This window comes from Streptomyces ovatisporus, from assembly GCF_042653885.1.
Taxonomy (GTDB): Bacteria; Actinomycetota; Actinomycetes; order Streptomycetales; family Streptomycetaceae; genus Streptomyces; species Streptomyces ovatisporus.
Genome location: NZ_JBHSFH010000004.1, coordinates 346,167 through 365,519, shown reverse-complemented (window position 1 = coordinate 365,519; position 19,353 = coordinate 346,167). Strand labels below are relative to the sequence as shown.

Annotated in this window: 21 protein-coding genes; 3 read left to right on the top strand and 18 right to left on the bottom strand. The window is 69.7% G+C overall.

Translation table 11 applies throughout. The features are described from left to right. Positions 1-73: 73 nt before the first annotated feature. Complete coding sequence (locus ACFPA8_RS06490) at positions 74-685, bottom strand: hypothetical protein (RefSeq protein WP_386443612.1); 612 nt, start codon at positions 683-685, stop codon at positions 74-76. 163 nt (positions 686-848) lie between these two features. Here ACFPA8_RS06490 and ACFPA8_RS06485 point away from each other — a divergent pair, with 163 nt between their 5' ends. The 3 genes from ACFPA8_RS06485 (at position 849) to ACFPA8_RS06475 (ending at position 3,924) form a co-directional block, all read left to right on the top strand. Beyond that, a complete protein-coding gene (locus ACFPA8_RS06485) occupies positions 849-2,204 on the top strand; it encodes a sensor histidine kinase (RefSeq protein ID WP_386443609.1) in 1,356 nt (451 codons plus the stop codon). Then, positions 2,201-2,890, top strand: coding sequence for a response regulator (locus ACFPA8_RS06480; protein WP_386443606.1), 690 nt, complete (start codon positions 2,201-2,203; stop codon positions 2,888-2,890). The genes ACFPA8_RS06485 and ACFPA8_RS06480 overlap by 4 nt, the downstream gene beginning before the upstream one ends. 107 nt (positions 2,891-2,997) lie before the next feature. After that, entirely contained in the window at positions 2,998-3,924 is a 927-nt protein-coding gene (locus ACFPA8_RS06475) for an AEC family transporter (protein WP_386443604.1), read from the top strand. A gap of 15 nt (positions 3,925-3,939) precedes the next feature. Here ACFPA8_RS06475 and ACFPA8_RS06470 read toward each other — a convergent pair whose 3' ends face one another. The 17 genes from ACFPA8_RS06470 to ACFPA8_RS06390 all read right to left on the bottom strand — a co-directional run bounded on the left by ACFPA8_RS06470 (position 3,940) and on the right by ACFPA8_RS06390 (position 19,236). Further along, positions 3,940-4,506 carry a DUF2550 domain-containing protein gene (locus tag ACFPA8_RS06470; protein WP_386444670.1) on the bottom strand — a complete coding sequence of 189 codons (567 nt, stop codon included), beginning with the start codon at positions 4,504-4,506 and terminating at the stop codon, positions 3,940-3,942. Positions 4,507-4,693: 187 nt separating this feature from the next. Beyond that, positions 4,694-5,074, bottom strand: a complete 381-nt coding sequence (locus ACFPA8_RS06465; RefSeq protein WP_386443601.1) for a F0F1 ATP synthase subunit epsilon — start codon at positions 5,072-5,074, stop codon at positions 4,694-4,696. 105 nt (positions 5,075-5,179) lie between these two features. After that, positions 5,180-6,622, bottom strand: a complete 1,443-nt coding sequence (atpD, locus tag ACFPA8_RS06460; RefSeq protein WP_386443598.1) for a F0F1 ATP synthase subunit beta — start codon at positions 6,620-6,622, stop codon at positions 5,180-5,182. 2 nt (positions 6,623-6,624) lie between these two features. Then, the gene (locus tag ACFPA8_RS06455; RefSeq protein ID WP_386443595.1) at positions 6,625-7,569 is read right to left on the bottom strand and encodes a F0F1 ATP synthase subunit gamma; all 945 of its coding nucleotides are present in this window, start codon (positions 7,567-7,569) and stop codon (positions 6,625-6,627) included. A 3-nt stretch (positions 7,570-7,572) separates the two neighbouring features. Next, a complete protein-coding gene (gene atpA, locus ACFPA8_RS06450) occupies positions 7,573-9,144 on the bottom strand; it encodes a F0F1 ATP synthase subunit alpha (protein ID WP_386443592.1) in 1,572 nt (523 codons plus the stop codon). 118 nt (positions 9,145-9,262) lie between these two features. Then, entirely contained in the window at positions 9,263-10,078 is an 816-nt protein-coding gene (locus ACFPA8_RS06445; RefSeq protein WP_386443589.1) for a F0F1 ATP synthase subunit delta, read from the bottom strand. Continuing rightward, on the bottom strand, positions 10,075-10,617 hold the full coding sequence (locus ACFPA8_RS06440; RefSeq protein WP_386443586.1) for a F0F1 ATP synthase subunit B: 543 nt from the start codon (positions 10,615-10,617) through the stop codon (positions 10,075-10,077). Before ACFPA8_RS06440 ends, ACFPA8_RS06445 begins: the two co-directional genes overlap by 4 nt. Positions 10,618-10,658: 41 nt before the next feature. After that, positions 10,659-10,895, bottom strand: a complete 237-nt coding sequence (gene atpE, locus ACFPA8_RS06435) for an ATP synthase F0 subunit C (RefSeq protein WP_055488475.1) — start codon at positions 10,893-10,895, stop codon at positions 10,659-10,661. Between the two features lie 79 nt (positions 10,896-10,974). Beyond that, positions 10,975-11,808, bottom strand: coding sequence for a F0F1 ATP synthase subunit A (gene atpB / locus ACFPA8_RS06430; RefSeq protein ID WP_386443583.1), 834 nt, complete (start codon positions 11,806-11,808; stop codon positions 10,975-10,977). A gap of 228 nt (positions 11,809-12,036) precedes the next feature. Further along, on the bottom strand, positions 12,037-12,489 hold the full coding sequence (locus ACFPA8_RS06425; RefSeq protein ID WP_386443580.1) for a hypothetical protein: 453 nt from the start codon (positions 12,487-12,489) through the stop codon (positions 12,037-12,039). Positions 12,490-12,651: 162 nt separating this feature from the next. Beyond that, complete coding sequence (locus tag ACFPA8_RS06420) at positions 12,652-14,049, bottom strand: MraY family glycosyltransferase (protein WP_386443577.1); 1,398 nt, start codon at positions 14,047-14,049, stop codon at positions 12,652-12,654. Between the two features lie 67 nt (positions 14,050-14,116). Next, complete coding sequence (locus ACFPA8_RS06415; RefSeq protein ID WP_386443575.1) at positions 14,117-14,791, bottom strand: arsenate reductase/protein-tyrosine-phosphatase family protein; 675 nt, start codon at positions 14,789-14,791, stop codon at positions 14,117-14,119. 151 nt (positions 14,792-14,942) lie between these two features. Continuing rightward, positions 14,943-15,590, bottom strand: a complete 648-nt coding sequence (locus tag ACFPA8_RS06410; protein ID WP_386443572.1) for an L-threonylcarbamoyladenylate synthase — start codon at positions 15,588-15,590, stop codon at positions 14,943-14,945. Beyond that, positions 15,590-16,471 carry a peptide chain release factor N(5)-glutamine methyltransferase gene (gene prmC, locus ACFPA8_RS06405; protein ID WP_386443569.1) on the bottom strand — a complete coding sequence of 294 codons (882 nt, stop codon included), beginning with the start codon at positions 16,469-16,471 and terminating at the stop codon, positions 15,590-15,592. Before prmC ends, ACFPA8_RS06410 begins: the two co-directional genes overlap by 1 nt. Before the next feature lie 34 nt (positions 16,472-16,505). After that, entirely contained in the window at positions 16,506-17,585 is a 1,080-nt protein-coding gene (gene prfA / locus ACFPA8_RS06400; RefSeq protein WP_386443567.1) for a peptide chain release factor 1, read from the bottom strand. A gap of 104 nt (positions 17,586-17,689) precedes the next feature. Continuing rightward, positions 17,690-17,917: a 50S ribosomal protein L31 gene (rpmE, locus tag ACFPA8_RS06395; RefSeq protein WP_189037388.1), complete on the bottom strand. Its 228-nt coding sequence runs from the start codon at positions 17,915-17,917 to the stop codon at positions 17,690-17,692. A 191-nt stretch (positions 17,918-18,108) separates the two neighbouring features. Beyond that, a complete protein-coding gene (locus tag ACFPA8_RS06390; protein ID WP_386443563.1) occupies positions 18,109-19,236 on the bottom strand; it encodes an LCP family protein in 1,128 nt (375 codons plus the stop codon). Positions 19,237-19,353 lie beyond the last annotated feature (117 nt).

Sequence of the window (19,353 nt, the reverse complement as noted above, 5' to 3'; positions counted from 1 at the left end):
GGCCGGGACACCCACGAGCCGTCGGCAGCGGGATCCGGGTGCCGGGCGTCGCCCGCCGCATCGCGGCCGTCGCTCAACTGCCCCTGCCCCGAAGGGGCTTCGGCCCCGCCTCGTCCGCCGCCTCTGAGTTCCCCCCGCGACAGTGGTCCCCGTGCTCCGGGCGCTTGGGCCAGATCGTGTAGGACAGCGCGATGATCACGCTGATGCCGACGACGAGCCCCATCTTCTCCTGCCACTCGCGCAGCGAACCGCTCTGCCCGCCGTCGCCCACGTACCAGATCGCCAGCTGAAGCAGCAGCGCGGCGATCAGCGCCGCCCCGACGGCACGCGCGCACATCTTCCACTCGTGCACTGCCCTGGCCATGCCGTACCGCGGCGGTCCGGCCGGCCGCGGCCCCCCGGCGAACCGGTGCAGGACGTGCCCGTCCGCCCACTTGATCATGTAGTGGCCGTGCGTGACGGTGAAGCCGATGTAGACCGCGGCCAGGCCGTGCTTCCAGTCCGGTTCGGCACCGTTGCGCAGGTCGACCGCGGTGACCACCAGCAGCACCACTTCCAGCAGCGGCTCGCAGAGCAGCACGGCGACCCCGGCCCGCGGCATCCGCGCCAGGTAGCGCAGCGCGAGGCCGGCCGCCAGCAGCACCCAGAAGCCGACCTCGCAAATGATGATCAACGTGACGATCACGCACGCCTCCTCCGTCTCGGCTCCGCGTCCAGCGTTCCAGCCGCCCGGGGCCCGGACGTCCTCACCGGCGACGATTCGTACGCGCCCGGCCTGCATCCTTCGATGTACCGGCGTCATCCGGAGCGGGGACGCGTCGCGCCGGCGCCCGTGCTGAGATGGGTGCATGCCAGGCACGTCCCTCTCCATGAACGCGCGCCCGCGTCCCTTCGCGGGCCTGCGCGGGCACCCGCACCGCGCCGCGCACCGGCTCGGGGGGCTGCGCCCGCACCGCGACGGGGTACTCATCGCACTCTTCGGGTTCGCCGGCGGCCTGATCCTGTGGCACTTCGGGCTCTACAACACCCCCGACACGGGCCGCCGTTACGGCGCCTGGCTGCTCGTCCCGCTCGCCGTCGTGTGCCTGACCGCCCTCGGCCGCAGGTCCGCGCAGCCGTGGGTGCTGGCGGTCGCGGTCGCCGCGCTTGTCGGCGACTTCGTGATGGGTTCCCTGCTCGCCACGGTGATCGTCTTCACCGACATCGTCTACGCGGCCGTCCTGTACGGGCCGGCCCGTGTCGCCCGTGCCGTGCTCCCGGTCAGCGTCGCCACGACCGTGGCCGTCACCCTGGGGCTGATGGCCGTGTTCCGGAAACCGGAGACGCTGCTGCTGGGCGTGCTCTGCGCGGGCATCACCGTCGTGCCCGCGTGGACAGGGATGGTCATCCGCGACCACCGCAACGCTGCCGCCGCCGAGCGGCTGCGCGCCGAACAGACCGCGCTGCTGGCCGAGATGGACCGCGTGCAGGCCGTCACCGCCGAACGCGCCCGCATGGCAAGAGAGTTGCACGACGTCGTCGCCAACCACCTCTCCGCCATCGCCATCCACTCCACGGCCGCCCTCTCCATGAGCAGCGGCGACGAGGACGAGGGCCGACAACACGAGGGCACGCCCGACGAGCCGTTCCGCAAGGCCGCCGGCGAGGCGCTCGGCGTCATCCGTGAGAACAGCGTGCAGGGACTCGCCGAGATGCGCCGCCTCATCGGACTGCTCCGGGACCCGCACGACGACGGGACACCACCGACGTCCCCCACCCTGGCCGGAGTGGACGCTCTCCTCGACCGGGCACGGGCCGGGGCGGCCGGCACCGGACTGCGCTTCACGCTGCACGACGACAGGGACCCCGCGTCCGAACAGCCGCTGCCCGCGCCGGTCGAGCTGGCCGCGTACCGCGTCGTCCAGGAGTCGCTGACCAACGCCCTCAAGCACTCGGGGAGGGGCACCGTCGCGGTGGAGCTGCGCCGTGCCCGTACCGGCGGCACGGCACCGGCCCTCGCTGTGCGCGTCACCAGCCCCCTGGAGAGCACCCGCCGCCACGACGCCCCGCGCGCACCGGGCTCCGGCGCCGGCCTGATCGGCATGCGCGAGCGTGTGGAACTGCTCGGGGGCGATCTGTACGCGGGCCCCGTGGCAGGCGACGGGGGCGACGGGCGCTGGGAGGTCCGGGCCGAACTGCCCGTCGAGGAAAGGAGATCCCCTTGAGGGACGAGTCCGCCGCCGCGCCCCCCGTCCGTGTGCTCGTCGCCGAGGATCAGCAGGCCGTACGGGCCGGTCTCGTGCTGATCCTGCGCAACGCCCGGGGCGTCGAGGTCGCCGGAGAGGCCGGCGACGGCGAGGAGGCGGTACGGCTGGCGCGTGAACTGCGCCCCGACGTCGTGCTCATGGACGTCCAGATGCCCCGCCTGGACGGCGTCTCCGCAACGGAACGGATCACCCGTGAGCGCCTGTCCGACGTGCTGGTGCTGACCACCTTCGACCTCGACGAGTACGTCTTCGGGGCGTTGCGCGCCGGAGCGGCCGGTTTCCTGCTCAAGGACAGCGAAGCCGCACAGGTCGTGGACGCCGTACGGACTGTCGCACGCGGCGAGGGAATGGTCGCCCCGGCCGTCACACGGCGCCTCATCGCCGAGTTCGCCCGTCCCGGCAGCAGACGGAGCACCGCGTTCACCCGCCGGGAGCCCCCGGAGCTCGCGGAGTTGACCCCACGCGAACGCGACGTGCTCGGCTGCCTCGGCGAGGGCCTCTCCAACGCGGAGGCGGCCGCACGGCTCGGCATGGCCGAGGCCACGGTGAAGACCCACGTCAGCCGGCTGCTGGCCAAGCTCGGACTGCGCAGCCGCACCCAAGCCGCCGTTCTGGCACAGGAGTCGGGCATCGCCGGAACCTGAGCACCGCTCGCCGGCCCACTGAGGACACCCGCGTGCACCTCCGCATGTACGGACACGGACAATTGCAGCATGCACGAAGTGACGTCCGAAGTGCGGAGCGGCCCGTCATGGCCGGAGTGATCGCGGGGTTCGCGGTGATCGCGTGCATCATCGGCACCGGCTACGTCCTCGGCCGTCTCGGGCTGCTGGGGGCCAACGGTCCCGAGGTCCTCACCAAGCTCGCGTTCCACGTCGCCACCCCCGCGCTCCTCTTCGAGACCATGGCGCGGGCCGATCTCACGGTGCTCACCTCGGGACCGCTGCTGATCACGGCACTCAGCACCTTCGCCATGGCAGGGCTCTACGCGGCGGTGGCGGCCCTCCGGCGCTGGCCTCCGGGCGAGAGCACCGTGGGTGCCCTCTGCGCGAGCTACGTCAACGCGGGCAACCTCGGCATTCCCGTGGCCGCATACGTGCTGGGGGACGCCTCGCTGATGGCGCCGATCATCCTCTTCCAGCTGCTGGTGGTCTCCCCCGTCGCGCTCACCGCACTCGACGTCTTCTCCGCACGTTCCGGGCGGCGCGGCGGCGTTCTGCGGCGTCTCACCACGCCCGTCCGCAACCCGGTCGTCATCGGGTCCCTGGCGGGCGTCGCGGTGGCAGCCACCGGGCGGACCCTTCCCGGCCCCGTGCTCGAACCCGTCCACCTGGTCGGGGCGATGTCCGTACCGGCCGTGCTGCTCGCGTTCGGGATGTCGCTGCGCGGAAGCGCCGTGCTCTCACGTGAACACGAGCGGCTGCCGGTCGTTCTGGCGGTGGTGTGCAAGGCCGTCGGACAGCCGCTGGTGGCATGGGCGATCGGTGCGGGAGTCTTCGACCTGCCCGGCAAGGCGTTGTTCGCCGTGGTGGTGACCTCGGCGCTGCCCTCGGCGCAGAACCTGTTCACCTACGCCGCGCGCTACGGCCTCGGCACCCGGCTGGCCAGGGAGTCCATCCTGCTCTCCACGCTGGCGTCGGCACCCGTGCTGGTGCTCGTCGCCGCGGTCCTCGGCTGACGCCGGTGGCGTTGCTCAGGCGACGTTCACCCGCTGGCCGGGCGGTGCCGCCTCCAGCCAGGCGAGGAAGCCCGTGAGCGCGTCCTCGCTCATCGCCAGCTCGACCCGCGTGCCGTGCAGGGAGCAGGCGAGGATCACCGCGTCGGAGAGGAGCGCCAGCTCTTCCTCGCCCTCGGGGTGGCGGCGCTGAATCACTTCGATGAAGTTGCGCTCCAGGAAGCGTCGGGGGCGCGGAGCGTAGGAGAAGACACGGAACCACTCGATCTGGTCACCGTTGTAGCGGGCGATGCCGTAGGCCCAGCCCTTGCCCCCGTGGCCCTGGCCCCCCTGGCCGGGGGCGCCTCCCGGACCCGCGCCTCGGCCTGTGCTCTGGGCGGGGCCCTGCCCCGGGCCCGGGCCTCGCGCCTGGTCGTCGTGGGCGGTCTCGTCGGCGTACACAGGAGGCGCAGGGGCGTCCCACCGCAGGTTGCAGTCGAAGGTGCCGCCCGAACGCTGAAGCAGCCGGCGGCGTACCCCGAAGGCGAACAGGCCCGCCAGCGCCAGCAGCAGGGCCGCGCCGCACAGGGACAGAACGAGGACCATCATCACCGACCTCCTCGCACTCTCTCGTACCGCATGTGACGCGGTGCCCGCGGAGACGCCGGATCTCCTGGATCCCGCGCCCCCCTCTGTATGGGCTCAGCCGCGGGCTGGTCCGGGGTGACCCGGAACAGCCCGCGGCTGAGCCTCGTACCTGTCGTGCCCGGCTTCGCGCCCGGCGTCGGCCGTCTCAGCGGCCCGCCACCGCTCGCATCCGGACCTCGGCGCGCCGCTCGGCGGCCGCGTCGGCCTCCGATTTGGCCCGCTCGAGGGCTCGCTCGGCCCGCGCGACGTCGATCTCATCCGCAAGCTCCGCGATCTCCGCGAGCAGCGACAGCTTGTCGTCCGCGAAGGAGAGGAACCCGCCGTGCACCGCGGCGACGACCGAGCCCTCACCGCTCTCGCCCGCCGTGCGGATGGTGACCGAACCCGGCTCCAGCACGCCGAGCAGCGGCTGGTGGCCGGGCATGACGCCGATGTCGCCCGAAGTGGTGCGCGCGACGACCAGGCTGGCCTCGCCCGACCAGACCTGACGGTCCGCGGCGACCAACTCGACGTGCAGCTCAGCCACAGTGGCTCCTTCGTAGGTTAGGAAAAGGATAAGGGGTGCGGAGACGGGGGCGGACCGAGGGCTGTCGCACCCCGGCCCGGCCCCGCCGACCGTACGGGCCTGGCGTCAGGAGACGCCGAGATCCTTGGCCTTGGCCTTGAGGTCCTCCAGGCCACCGCACATGAAGAACGCCTGCTCGGGGAAGTGGTCGTACTCGCCGTCGGCGATCGCGTTGAAGGCCGCGATCGACTCGTCCAGCGGGACGTCCGATCCGTCCAGGCCGGTGAACTGCTTCGCCGCGTGGGTGTTCTGCGACAGGAAGCGCTCGATACGGCGGGCCCGGCTGACGGTGAGCTTGTCCTCCTCGGACAGCTCGTCGATGCCGAGAATCGAGATGATGTCCTGGAGGTCCTTGTACTTCTGCAGGATTCCGATGACGCGCTGGGCGCAGTCGTAGTGGTCCTGCGAGATGTAACGCGGGTCCAGGATCCGGGACGTCGAGTCCAGCGGGTCGACCGCCGGGTAGATGCCCTTCTCGGAGATCGGCCGCGAGAGGACGGTCGTCGCGTCGAGGTGCGCGAACGTCGTCGCCGGGGCCGGGTCGGTGAGGTCGTCCGCGGGCACGTAGATCGCCTGCATCGAAGTGATGGAGTGACCACGGGTCGAGGTGATGCGCTCCTGGAGCACACCCATCTCGTCGGCCAGGTTCGGCTGGTAGCCCACCGCGGAGGGCATGCGGCCGAGCAGCGTGGAGACCTCGGAGCCCGCCTGGGTGAAGCGGAAGATGTTGTCGATGAAGAACAGCACGTCCTGCTTCTGCACATCGCGGAAGTACTCCGCCATGGTCAGGCCGGCCAGTGCGACGCGGAGACGGGTGCCCGGCGGCTCGTCCATCTGCCCGAAGACCAGCGCGGTCTGCGGGAGGACGCCCGACTCGGCCATCTCGTCGATGAGGTCGTTGCCCTCACGCGTACGCTCGCCCACACCCGCGAAGACGGAAACGCCCTCGTGCAGCTTCGCCACACGCATGATCATTTCCTGGATGAGGACGGTCTTGCCGACGCCGGCGCCGCCGAACAGGCCGATCTTTCCGCCCTTGACGTACGGGGTCAGCAGGTCGACGACCTTCAGGCCCGTCTCGAACATCTCGGTCTTGGACTCGAGCTGGTCGAAGGCGGGGGCCTTGCGGTGGATCGGCCAGCGCTCGGTGACCTCGGACTCGGCCTCCGGCTCGTTCAGGATGCGGCCCAGGGTGTTGAACACCCGGCCCTTGGTGACGTCGCCGACGGGCACGGTGATGCCGTTGCCGGTGTCGGTGACCTCGGCCTGGCGGACCAGGCCGTCGGTCGGCTCCATCGAGATGGCGCGGACGACACCCTCGCCGAGGTGCTGCGCGACCTCGAGGGTAAGGATCTTCTTCTTGCCCTGTTCGGCCGGGTCCGCGATCTCGACGGTCAGCGCGTTGTAGATGTCCGGCATCGCGTCGACGGGGAACTCCACATCGACGACCGGGCCGATGACCCGTGCGACGCGGCCCGCCGCCGTGGCCTGCTCAACAGTAGTGGTCATGGTTAGCGGTCACTCCCCGCAGAAGCGTCAGCCAGCGCGCTCGCGCCACCGACGATCTCGCTGATTTCCTGGGTGATGTCGGCCTGGCGGGCCGCGTTGGCAAGCCGCGTCAGCGACTTGATGAGCTCCTCGGCGTTGTCCGTCGCCGACTTCATCGCGCGCCGCGTGGCGGCGTGCTTCGAAGCGGCGGCCTGCAACAGCGCGTTGTAGATGCGACTCTCGACGTACCGCGGCAGCAGCGCGTCGAGCACCTCCTCCGCCGAAGGCTCGAAGTCGTACAGCGGACGGATCTCGGGACCCCGCTTGATGTGGCTCTCGATGACCTCCGCGGACTCCTCCGCCGTCTCCTTGAGGCTCAGCGGCAGCATCCGGTTCTTGACCGGCGTCTGCGTCATCATCGAGATGAACTCCGTGTACACGATGTGGAGTTCGTCCACGCTGTGGTCGGCGCCCCGCTCGGCCTGGATCGCTTCGATCAGCGGCTCGGCCACTGCCTTGGCGTCGGCGTAGGTGGGGTTGTCCGTGAAGCCCGACCACGACTGCGTGATCGCACGCTCACGGAAGCGGTAGTAGGTCACACCGCGGGTGCCCACGATGTAGTTGACCACCTCCTTCCCCTCCCCGATCAGCCGGTTGGTGAGCTGGTCGGCCGCCTTGATGGCGTTGGAGTTGTAGCCGCCCGCCAGACCGCGGTCGCTCACGATGAGCAGGACCGCGGCCCGCGTCGGCTTCTCCACCTCGGTGGTGAGCGGGTGCTCGACGTTCGAGCCCGTGGCGACCGCGGTCACCGCACGGGTGAGCTCGGTCGCGTACGGCTGGGACGCCGCCACCCTGCGCTGCGCCTTGACGATGCGCGAGGCGGCGATCATCTCCATCGCCCTGGTGATCTTCTTGGTCGCTTTGACGGACTTGATCCGCCGCTTGTAGACCCTGGTCTGAGCACCCATGGCTCAGTCCTCGCCCAGGAGCTTGCCGTCCGAGGTCTCGAACTGCTTCTTGAAGGCGTCCACCGCGTCACCGAGGGCCTGGACCGTGTCGTCGGACATCTTGCCGCCCTCGACGATGCTGGTCAGCAGGCCCTTGTGCTCGCGGTGCATGTACTCCAGCAGTTCGCGCTCGAACCGGCGGATGTCCTCGACCGGCACGTCGTCCATCTTGCCGCTGGTGCCCGACCAGACGGAGACGACCTGGTCCTCGGTCGAGAAGGGGTTGTACTGCGACTGCTTGAGCAGCTCCGTCACACGCTTGCCGCGCTCCAGCGCGCCCTTCGAGGCGTCGTCCAGGTCGGAGCCGAAGGCGGCGAACGCCTCCAGCTCGCGGTACTGGGCGAGGTCCACGCGGAGCGAACCGGTGATCTGCCTGATCGCCTTGTGCTGCGCGGAACCACCCACACGGGAGACCGAGATACCCACGTTCAGCGCCGGGCGCTGACCCGCGTTGAACAGGTCGGACTCCAGGAAGCACTGGCCGTCGGTGATGGAGATGACGTTGGTCGGAATGAACGCCGACACGTCGTTCGCCTTCGTCTCGACGATCGGCAGGCCCGTCATGGAGCCCTTGCCCATGTCGTCGGAGAGCTTCGCGCAGCGCTCCAGCAGCCGGGAGTGCAGGTAGAAGACGTCGCCCGGGTAGGCCTCGCGGCCCGGCGGGCGGCGCAGCAGCAGGGACACGGCGCGGTAGGCGTCGGCCTGCTTGGTCAGGTCGTCGAAGACGACGAGGACGTGCTTGCCCTGGTACATCCAGTGCTGGCCGATCGCGCTGCCGGTGTAGGGCGCGATGTACTTGAAGCCGGCCGGGTCGGACGCGGGAGCGGCGACGATCGTCGTGTACTCCAGCGCGCCGGCCTCCTCCAGCGCACCGCGCACGGACGCGATGGTGGAGCCCTTCTGGCCGATGGCGACGTAGATGCAGCGGACCTGCTTGTCCGGGTCGCCGGTACGCCAGTTGTCGCGCTGGTTGATGATCGTGTCGACGCACAGCGCCGTCTTGCCGGTCTGCCGGTCGCCGATGATCAGCTGACGCTGGCCGCGGCCGATCGGGGTCATGGTGTCGACGGCCTTGTAGCCCGTCTCCATCGGCTCGTGCACCGACTTGCGGTCCATGACCGAGGGGGCCTGGAGCTCGAGGGCGCGGCGGCCCTCGGACTCGATGTCGCCGAGGCCGTCGACGGGGGCACCCAGCGGATCCACGACGCGGCCGAGGTAGCCGTCGCCGATCGGAACCGACAGGACCTCGCCGGTGCGGCGCACCTGCTGGCCCTCCTCGATGCCGCTGAACTCACCGAGGACCACCGCGCCGACCTCGCGCTCCTCAAGGTTGAGGGCGAGGCCGAGGGTGCCGTCCTCGAACTTCAGCAGCTCGTTAGCCATGGCCGAGGGCAGTCCCTCGACCTTCGCGATGCCGTCACCGGCAACGCTGACCGTCCCGACCTCTTCGCGCGAGGCCGCGTCCGGCTCGTACGACTGGACGAAATTCTCCAGCGCATCCCGGATCTCATCCGGCCGGATCGTGAGCTCCGCCATCTGGGTTCCCTGCTCTCCTTGTTGGGACCGTATCGATCTTCTACGGCCCAACTCGGGCCGCTAAGTGATGCTGTTGAGTTGGTGAGCGCGGGCCGCGCACCCGGCGTACTGCCGGAGCTCAGCCCGCCATGCGGCGCTCCGCCTCGCTGAGGCGGTCCGCGATGGAGCCGTTGATGACCTCGTCTCCGATGCGCACCATGATTCCGCCGAGGACCTCGGGGTCCACGTCGAGATTGAGGTGCATCTGACGGCCGTACAGCCTCGCCAGTACCGATCCGAGACGCTGCTTCTGCTGGTCGCTCAGCGGCACCGCCGAGGTGACGACCGCCACGGAGCGGTCACGCCGCTCTGCAGCCAGCTTGGAGAGGGACTCCAGGCCACCCTCCAGGCTACGTCCACGGGGCTGGCTCACGAGACGCGTGATCAGGCGCTCCGTTGCGGGCCTCGCCTTGCCGCCCAGCAGCGTGTGCAGCAGCCGCGACTTCGCCTCGGCCGACGCGCTGGGGTTGGCGAGCGCCGCCCGCAGCTCGGGGGACGAGGAGACCGTCCGGGAGAACCGGAACAGCTCGTCCTCGGTCTCCTCCAGCGAGCCGTCCCGCTCCGCGGCGACGAGGTCGGCGTAGTCCGCCAGCATCTCGACGGAGTCGACGAAGTCACGCGTGGCGGACCAGCGGGAGCGCACCATGCCGGAGATCAGGTCGACGGCCGGGCCGCCCACCTTGCCGCCGAATACGTTCCCGACCAGTTCGGCCTTGCGCTCACCGCTCCGCGACGGGTCGCTCAGGACCCGGCGCAGGGACACCTCACGGTCGAGCAGCCCTGTCACGGCGGCCAGCTCGTCGGCGAGCTGAGTGGCGTCGACCGACGTGTTGTCGGTCAACGCCGTCAGGTTCTCGCGGGCGGCGGCCTGTGCGTCACGGCTCGCGCCGTTCATCGGGCAGCCTCGGCCTTCTCCTCGAGCTCGTCGAGGAAACGGTCGATGGTGCGGCTCTGACGCGCGTGGTCGTCGAGGGACTCCCCGACGAGCTTGCCGGCCAGGTCCGTGGCGAGCTTGCCCACGTCCTGGCGCAGCGCCTGAGCGGCCTGCTTGCGGTCGGCCGCGATCTGGGCGTGACCGGCCGCGACGATCTCCTCACGCTGGCGCTGGCCTTCCGCGCGCATCTCCGCGATGAGCGTGGCGCCCTGCTCCTGCGCCTCGGAGCGCAGACGCGCGGCTTCGTGCCGTGCCTCGGCGAGCTGGTCCTTGTACTGCTTGAGGACCTCAGCGGCTTCTTCCTGAGCCGCCTCAGCCTGCTCGATACCACCCTCGATGGCCTCTCGGCGCTGCTCCAGAACCTTGTTGATGTTCGGGAGCAGCTTCTTCCAGAGGAAGAAGAAGACGATGGCGAAAGCGATCAGGCCGATGACGAGCTCTGGGAGCGGCGGGAGGAGGGGGTTCTGCTCCTCGGCCGCCATGTTTACCAGGGCGATCACATCAGTGCCTTTCGACGAGTGATTCGGTCAGTGAGCGACGATCACGGACCGTAGACGAACGGCATGACGATGCCGATCAGGGCCAGCGCCTCACAGAAGGCGAAGCCGAGGATCTGGTTCTGACGGATCAGACCAGCGGCTTCGGGCTGACGGGCGAGCGCCTGGGTGCCGTTGCCGAAGACGATGCCGACGCCGATGCCCGGGCCGATGGCGGCGAGGCCGTAGCCGACGGAGCCGAGGGAGCCGCTGACAGCAGCAAGGTTCTGGAGAGCGGACATGCCGTTTCTTCCTTCTGTTTCACGGACCGGTGGGGGTTGGCCACCGGACAACCAGGTGGTCGTGTACGGGCAGGGGGTCTCAGTGGTGCTCGGCGAGTGCGCCTTGGATGTAGCTGCACGCCAGGAGGACGAAGACGTACGCCTGGACAGCCTGGATGAACAGCTCGAAGGCGGTCATCGCGATGGTCATCAGGAAGGAGACGCCCGCGTAGGCGATCCCGATGCCGTTGAGCATGTACCAGCTGGCGATCGTGAACATCACGATCAGCAGGTGGCCAGCGAACATGTTCGCGAAGAGCCGCACCGCGTGGGTGAAGGGCCGCACGAGCAGATTCGAGAAGAACTCGATGGTCATGCTCATCGGCAGCACCGGGCCGAGTGACTTGTCGTAGCCGGTGAAGTTCTTGAACGCGCCGACGAAGCCGTGCCGCTTGAAGGTCAGGGAGACCCACAGGATGTAGACGATCAGCGCAAGACCCATGGGGTACGAGATGATCGACGTCACCGGGAACTGGGCGAGCGGAATGACCGACCAGAGGTTCATCACCCAGATGAAGAAGAAGAGGGAGACCATGAGGGGGACGTACTTCTCGCCCTCCTTCTTGCCGATGGTCTCGTAGACGATGCCGCGGCGGATGAAGTCGTAGCCCGCCTCACCGATCATCTGGAGCTTGCCCGGCACGATCTTGGGCTTGCTGAACGCGGCCCAGAAGAACCAGAGGATCGCGATCGTCCCCAACAGCGCCAGCAGCATGGTCTTGTTGATGTCGACGCCGCCGACGTTGGCGATCGGTTTGAAGACGAAGGAGTGCAGGCCCGGCGAGACTTCCTTGAAGCCACATCCACCGAAGAGGTGGCAATCGGTGTCGAAGGCGAGCATCTGGTCAGCACTCACCGCGAACTCCTTCTGCATGGCGCATGGATACGGCTACCTCGATGTGTCGGCGCGGCACGCGGCCACGGAGCGGCACTGGACTGTTCTGACGAATGTGGGGGCGGCAGCTTGTCAGCGAGCGGGGCCGCCCGTTCCGTCCCGTGGGACGGGCGAACTCAGCCGCCTGCGCCTGCTGGACCGCAGTTGGCAACGGACGATAGCAGTTGCCGGAGCGGTCGCTTATCCCGACCCTACCTCTGCCGGGGATCATGAATTGGCCCCTGTGGCAGCGGTCTTCTTGTTGTCACCACCGGCACTGCCGGACGAATCGGGTTCCACGTAGAGGATCTTCGCCTTCATGTGCGCCCGCGCCTGCGCGGCGACCCACACGAGAGCGGCGGCGAGAAGCGAGAAGGCGAACGCCTTGGTGTCGAAGAGGGTCGTGTTCTTGAAGAAGATCAACACCAGGGCCAGCAGCAGGATCTGCGTCGTGTAGAGCAGCAGCCCCATCGCCTGGAAGAGGTGCGGCAGGGACTTCGCCGTGCGCTGCAGCACGACGAGGCCCATCCCCATGAAGAGGATCACCACGGTGGCGCCGGCGGCCGCGCCGACGGCGCCCTTACTGCCTGTGAGTACGGCACTCACAACGGCGGCCACGACACCAGCGAGGGCGGTCGGGACGGCGCACTGCAAGAGCATGCGAGCGTCGTTCGACTGCATGGGAGTTGCTCCGAAGATCGGGGGTGAGTGTCGCCCTGGACGACTGTCTCCCCGGCGCGAAGGAGGAGCGGACCTCACGCCGAGGACCGTCGCACTACGGTCCTTCGGCCCCCTCGCCGGGTTTCGTGAACGGTATCACAAACTATTTGATGAGGTCTTTACCTACTTGGTGTGCTGGCCGTCACACGAGGACGCTGAACTGCGCGTCCCCTGCTGCTGGTTGCCCCCGATGGCCGTCGCGCCGTTGAGTCCGGCGAAGGCCGGCTGGGGCTGCTGGCCCGTCTTCGCACCCTCAGCCGTCACGGTCCCGGCCTTCGTGGACGGATCGCCCGATTCCTGCTCATCGGCGGCAAGTTGGACATTCTCCCCGGCCAAGGGCGCATCACCGGCGATCTTGTGCCGGTACCGCGGCGGCACGAACGCGTGGGCCCAGCCCGGCACTCGGGGCGTGAAGCGCGGCATCAGCAGCACGACGAGCCCGATGGCGCACAGGCAGACGACGGCCAGCACGATCACCATGCTCGCGGACTGCACGGAGAACGCGACGGCGCCGAAGGCGATCAGCGCCGACCAGAAGTACATGATCAGCACCGCGCGGCTGTGCGAGTGCCCGATCTCCAGCAGGCGGTGGTGGAGGTGGCCCTTGTCGGCCGCGAACGGCGACTCCCCCCGCCACGTCCTGCGCACGATCGCCAGCACCAGGTCCGCGACCGGGATCGCGATGATCGTCAACGGCAGGAGCAGCGGCATGTACAGCGGCACCATCTGGTGGACCGCCGCCCGTACGGACCGGGTGTGCTCCACCACGAGGTCCGGGTCGACCTGGCCGGTGATGGAGACGGCGCCCGCGGCCAGTACGAGCCCGATCAGCATCGAGCCCGAGTCCCCCATGAAGATGCGCGCGGGATGCATGTTGTGCGGCAGGAAGCCGAGGCACATGCCCATGAGCACGGCCGCGAACAGGGTCGCCGGAGCCGCGGCCTCGATGCCGTAGCCGTACCAGATCCTGTACGCGTACATGAAGAACGCCGCGGCGGCGATGGTGACCATGCCGGATGCCAGGCCGTCCAGCCCGTCCACGAAGTTGACGGCGTTGATCGTGATCACGACCAGCGCGACCGTGAGCAGCGTGCCCTGCAGCTGGGTCAGGGCGACGTTGCCCACACCGGGCACCGGCAGCCACAGGATGGTCAGGCCCTGGAGCACCATCACGCCCGCCGCGATCATCTGCCCGCCGAGCTTGACGAGCGCGTCCACTCCCCATTTGTCGTCGAGGACGCCCAGCAGCCAGATCAGCCCGGCGCCGGAGAGCAGCGCGCGGGGTTCGTCGGAGAGGATGAACAGCTCGCCGATATTGGTGAGTTGGGAGGCGACCAGGAGCCCCGCGCACAGCCCGCCGAACATCGCGATGCCGCCCAGGCGCGGAGTCGGCTCGCGGTGCACGTCGCGCGCCCTGATCTGCGGCATCGCTCCTGCGGCGATGGCGAACTTCCGCACCGGCCCGGTCAGCAGATAGGTGACCGCAGCCGTGACGCAGAGCGTCAGCAGGTATTCACGCACGGGCTCCCCAGAGGTTTGCTTTCTCCTTGGCCCCACACCCTAAGACACCTGCCCGCCACCGGCGGTTTCACGTGTGGGGATACATACGGGCGGGCACGCCGGTCAGCGCCGTGACGACCGGTTCGAGGGCATTGTTGATCTCCTCACCCACGGAGCGGAAATACGGGATCGGTGCCCCGTACGGGTCGTGGATCTCGTCCGCCTCGGGGCTCGGGGCCAGCAGCCAGCCGCGCAGTGCCGCCGCAGCCTGCACGAGGGCGTTGGCCCGCTCGACGACGCCCTGCGCCGAAGCCGCGTCCGGGAGCGTGGCGGCGTCTATCGCCTTCACCAGCCGCGTGAACTCCTTCAGCGTGAAGGTGCGGAGTCCCGCCGAGTGCCCCATGGAGACGACCTGCGCACGGTGGTCACGGGTCGCCGTAAGCACCAGGTCGGCACGGATGACGTGCTCGTCCAGCAGCTCCCGTCCGCGGAAGCCCTCGGGGTCCGCTCCGAGCTCCAGCAGCACCTCGGCGGCGTGCTCCTCCATGGGTGCGCCCTCGTGCCCCCAGGTGCCCGCGCTCTCCACGACGATGCCGCCGCTGCGCCCGTCCCCCAGCCGCTCCGCCAGGGCATGCCGCGTCAGCCGCTCGGTCAGCGGCGAGCGGCAGACGTTGCCGGTGGAGACGTGGAGGATGCGGAAGATGCCATCGGTGCCGCTTATGCCGCCGGGGTCCGCGGTGCCACGCCCGTGCGGGGTGTTCACTGCAGGCATCTCCCGGCCCGGTGGGCGCTCGTCGGGGTCGTGCGCGCCGTGCCGGTCCCTGCGGCCGCGGCGGGGCGGGTACGGGAGCGGGTGCGGAGGCGGAAGGGCGGAGACGGCCGTACGAGCGTCCTGAGGGGCTGCACGCCCCCTGTCATGACGCCACCTCCAGGTCGGGTACGACCTTGCGCAGCTCCTCCGCGCTCAGGGCGCCCGCACGCAGCAGCACGGGGTTCTTCCCCGTCACGTCGACGATGGAGGAAGGCACCGAGTCCGGCGTCGGGCCGCCGTCCAGGTAGACGGCGACGGACTCGCCCAGCATCTCCTGTGCGGCGTCGCAGTCCTGCGGCGCGGGGTGGCCGCTGAGGTTGGCCGAGGAGACGGCCATCGGCCCGAACTCCTTGAGCAGTTCGATCGCGACGGGGTGCAGCGGCATCCGTACGGCGACGGTGCCCCGCGAGTCGCCCAGGTCCCACGTCAGCGACGGCTGGTGACGGGCGACGAGGGTCAGCGCGCCCGGCCAGAAGGCGTCCACGAGCTCCCAGGCGGACTCGGAGAAGTCGGTGACCAGGCCGTGCAGCGTGTTCGGCGAGCCGACGAGCACGGGCGAGGGCATGTTGCGGCCGCGGCCCTTGGCCTCCAGCAGGTCGCCGACGGCGTCCGGGCTGAAGGCGTCGGCGCCGATCCCGTAGACGGTGTCCGTGGGGAGTACGACGAGTTCACCGCGGCGGACCGCCGAAGTGGCCTCGCGCAGGCCGGTCTTGCGGTCGGTCGAGTCCGTGCAGTCATAACGCCGTGCCATCACGGCACCTCCCTGCGGGCTGTGGCGAATCGGGGCCGGTTGTTGAGGTCGGGGTGGTCTGCGGCGTCGGCCCAGCCGCGGTCCTCGGTGAAGATCCAGGGGACTTGGCCGCCCTGGGTGTCGGCGTGCTCGACGACCACCACGCCGCCGGGGCGCAGCAGCCGGTGCGCCGCGCGCTCCAGGCCGCGGATGGTGACCAGCCCGTCCTCCCCCGAGAACAACGCGAGTTCGGGATCGTGGTCCCGGGCCTCGGGTGCCACATACTCCCATTCGGTGAGCGGGATGTACGGCGGGTTGGCGACCACCAGGTCGACCTGGCCGTCGAGTTCGGGCAGGGCCGTGAGCGCGTCCCCGTGGTGCAGGACGACGCGGCTGCCCTCCACGTTCTTCACCGCCCAGCTGTAGGCGCCCTCGTCCAGTTCGACGGCGTGCACCCGCGAGCGCGGCACTTCCTGCGCGAGGGCGAGCGCGATGGCGCCCGAGCCGGTGCACAGGTCGACGATGAGAGGTTCGGCCACGTCCATGGCCCGGACCGCGTCTATCGCCCAGCCGGCCACCGACTCGGTCTCGGGCCGGGGCACGAACACCCCTGGCCCCACCTGGAGTTCGAGGTACCGGAAGAAGGCCCGCCCGGTGATGTGCTGGAGCGGCTCACGCGCCTCACGGCGGGCCACCGCCTCCCAGTACCGGGCGTCGAAGTCGGCGTCGGAGACCCTGTGCAGCTCACCGCGCTTGACGCCGTGCACGAACGCGGCGAGTTCCTCCGCGTCGAACCTCGGCGAGGGCACGCCGGCGTCGGCGAGCCGCTGGGTCGCCTGTGCCACCTCGGTGACGAGCAGGCCGCGGCGGTTCGGGGGCTGCCCCCCGGACGAATGCAGCATCGTGAGTTCCCTACCACCCGTCCGTACAAGCGCTCTACTGGGCCGCGGCCAGCTTGGCCGCGGAGTCGGCGTCGACGCACGCCTGGATCACCGGGTCCAGTTCTCCGTCGAGCACCTGGTCCAGGTTGTACGCCTTGAAGCCCACCCGGTGATCGGAGATCCGGTTCTCCGGGAAGTTGTACGTGCGCACCCGCTCCGACCGGTCCACCGTACGTACCTGGCTGCGACGGGCGTCCGACGCCTCCTGGTCCGCCTCCTCCTGGGCGGCGGCCAGCAGCCGCGCGCGCAGGATGCGCAGCGCCTGCTCCTTGTTCTGCAGCTGGCTCTTCTCGTTCTGGCACGAGACCACGATGCCCGTGGGTTCGTGGGTGATCCGCACGGCGGAGTCGGTGGTGTTGACCGACTGGCCGCCCGGGCCGGAGGAGCGGTAGACGTCGATGCGCAGATCGTTCGCGTTGATCTCGACGTCCACGTCCTCCGCCTCGGGGAGGACGAGGACGCCCGCCGCCGAGGTGTGGATGCGGCCCTGCGACTCGGTCGCCGGCACGCGCTGCACCCGGTGCACGCCGCCCTCGTACTTCAGCCGCGCCCACACGCCCTGGCCGGGCTCCGACGCTCCGGAACCCCCCTTGGACTTCACGGCCACCTGCACGTCCTTGTAGCCGCCCAGATCGGACTCCGTCGACTGGATCAACTCGGTCTTCCAGCCGACGCGTTCGGCGTAGCGCAGATACATCCGCAGCAGGTCGCCGGCGAAGAGTGCGGACTCGTCGCCGCCCTCGCCCGCCTTGATCTCGAGGATGACGTCCTTGTCGTCGCTCGGGTCGCGCGGCACCAGCAGCAGCCGGAGCTTGTCCGTCAGCTCTTCGCGCTGCCCCTCGAGCTCCTTGACCTCGGCGACGAAATCGGAGTCGTCGGCGGCGAGTTCGCGAGCCGTCACCAGGTCCTCACCGGCCTGCTTCCACGAGCGGTACGTGGCGATCACGGGCGTCAGCTCGGCGTACCGCTTGTTGAGCTTGCGGGCGCGCGCCTGATCGGCGTGGATCGCCGGGTCGGCGAGCTGCTTCTCCAGCTCCGCGTGCTCGCCGATCAGTTCCTCGACCGCCTCGAACATCGTTTGTCCCTTACGTGGAAGAAGAAAGTGCCGGGCAGCGCAAAAGAGCGCCGGTCCCTCACGCCCGGCGCGGGGGCGTGCCGAGGACCGGCGCTCGAGCGGTGCTACTTCTTCTTGGCGTTACCGGCGCTCTTGCCGAAGCGGGCCTCGAAGCGGGCCACGCGGCCTCCGGTGTCGAGGATCTTCTGCTTGCCGGTGTAGAAGGGGTGGCACGCGGAGCAGATGTCGGCGCGGATGACGCCGCTGCCGACCGTGCTGCGCGTGGTGAAGGAGTTGCCACAGGTGCAGCTGACCTGGGTCTCCACGTACTCGGGGTGGATGTCCTGCTTCAAGGTGTCTCCTAGTTCCGGGAGGGCGCCGGGTCGGAAGGACGGATTGTCTTCCGTGAACCGGAGCCGACGGTCCAGTCTGCCATCACTGGCCGTGCCTCCCAAAACCGGGGGCGGGCGGTGATTATTCCGCGATCCGGCACATGAGCGGGCGTACGGCCCGGGTGCGCCCCGCCCGGGAGCGCCGGGCGCGGCTAGCGCACGACGGCGCCGATGTCGGTCCGGTCGCCCGCCGAGCCCTTCGTCGCCGACTCCGGTATGGCCGCGTCCCGCTTGAGCGCCGACCACATCTTCCGCGCCTTGGACTCCATCGGCACGACCCGGTTCGGGTCGGCGGGGTCGTAGGTGACGGGCAGCGTCGAGAACGCGATGTCGTCGGACTTCACGCTCTTGAGCAGCTTGGCCACACCCACGAGGTCGGCGACCGAGTCCAGCTCGGAGTCCGTGGTCACGGCGGATGTGGCGCTGTCCGCGAGGTTGTAGAGCTTCTTCGGACTGCTGAAGACCCCGACGCTGTCGGCCTGGTCCATCAGCGCCTTCACGAACGCCTGCTGGAGCTGGATGCGGCCCAGGTCGCTGCCGTCGCCGACCGCGTGCCGGGTACGTACGAGCCCGAGGGACTGCTCGCCGCTGAGCTTGTGGCGGCCGGGCTCCAGGGCCAGGTGGCTGTCCTTGTCGTCGATCGGCTTCCCGGTGGTGACCTCGACGCCGCCGAGGGTGTCGATGAGCTTCTTGAAGCCGGCGAAGTCGACCTCGACGTAGTGGTCCATGCGCACGCCGGACATCGATTCGACGGTCTTGACCGCGCAGGCCGGTCCGCCCACCTCGTAGGCGGAGTTGAACATCGTCCGCTGTGCGGGCGCCGTACCGCTGCCGTCGTCCTTCGCGCACCCGGGGCGCTCGACGATGGTGTCGCGCGGTATCGAGACCACGCTCGCCCTGTCGTGCTCCTTGTTGACGTGCACGATCATCGCTGTGTCGGAGCGGGCACCGGCCTGGCCCCTGCCGTACTCGGCATTGGCGCCGGAGCGGGTGTCGGAGCCGAGGACGAGTATGTCCACGGAGCCGTCGGGGGCGTCGTCGGGCCGGTCCTTGCCGAGTTCGGCGTTGATGTCGACGCCTGAGATGTTGCCGTTCAGCTTGACGTAGGCGAAGCCGAGCCCGGACCCGCCGAGGACGAAGACGCCCCCCGCCGTCCAGGCGGCCGCCTTGAGGAGCCGCCGGCGGTGATCGAGCGGCTTACGACGGCGTCCGGTGGCACGGAGACCGCCCGGGGAGCGGCCCCCGGCCGCCGCCTGCCCGTCCGTGTGGTCGTCCGCCATCGTCACTTCCTCAGTCCTGCTCTGGCTGCGCCTGCCGTCGTTGCCGGTGCGGGTACGCGACCGCTGCCGGGCGGGGCCCGGGTGCCGCACCGGAGTCACGCCCCGCGAAGAGTGGCA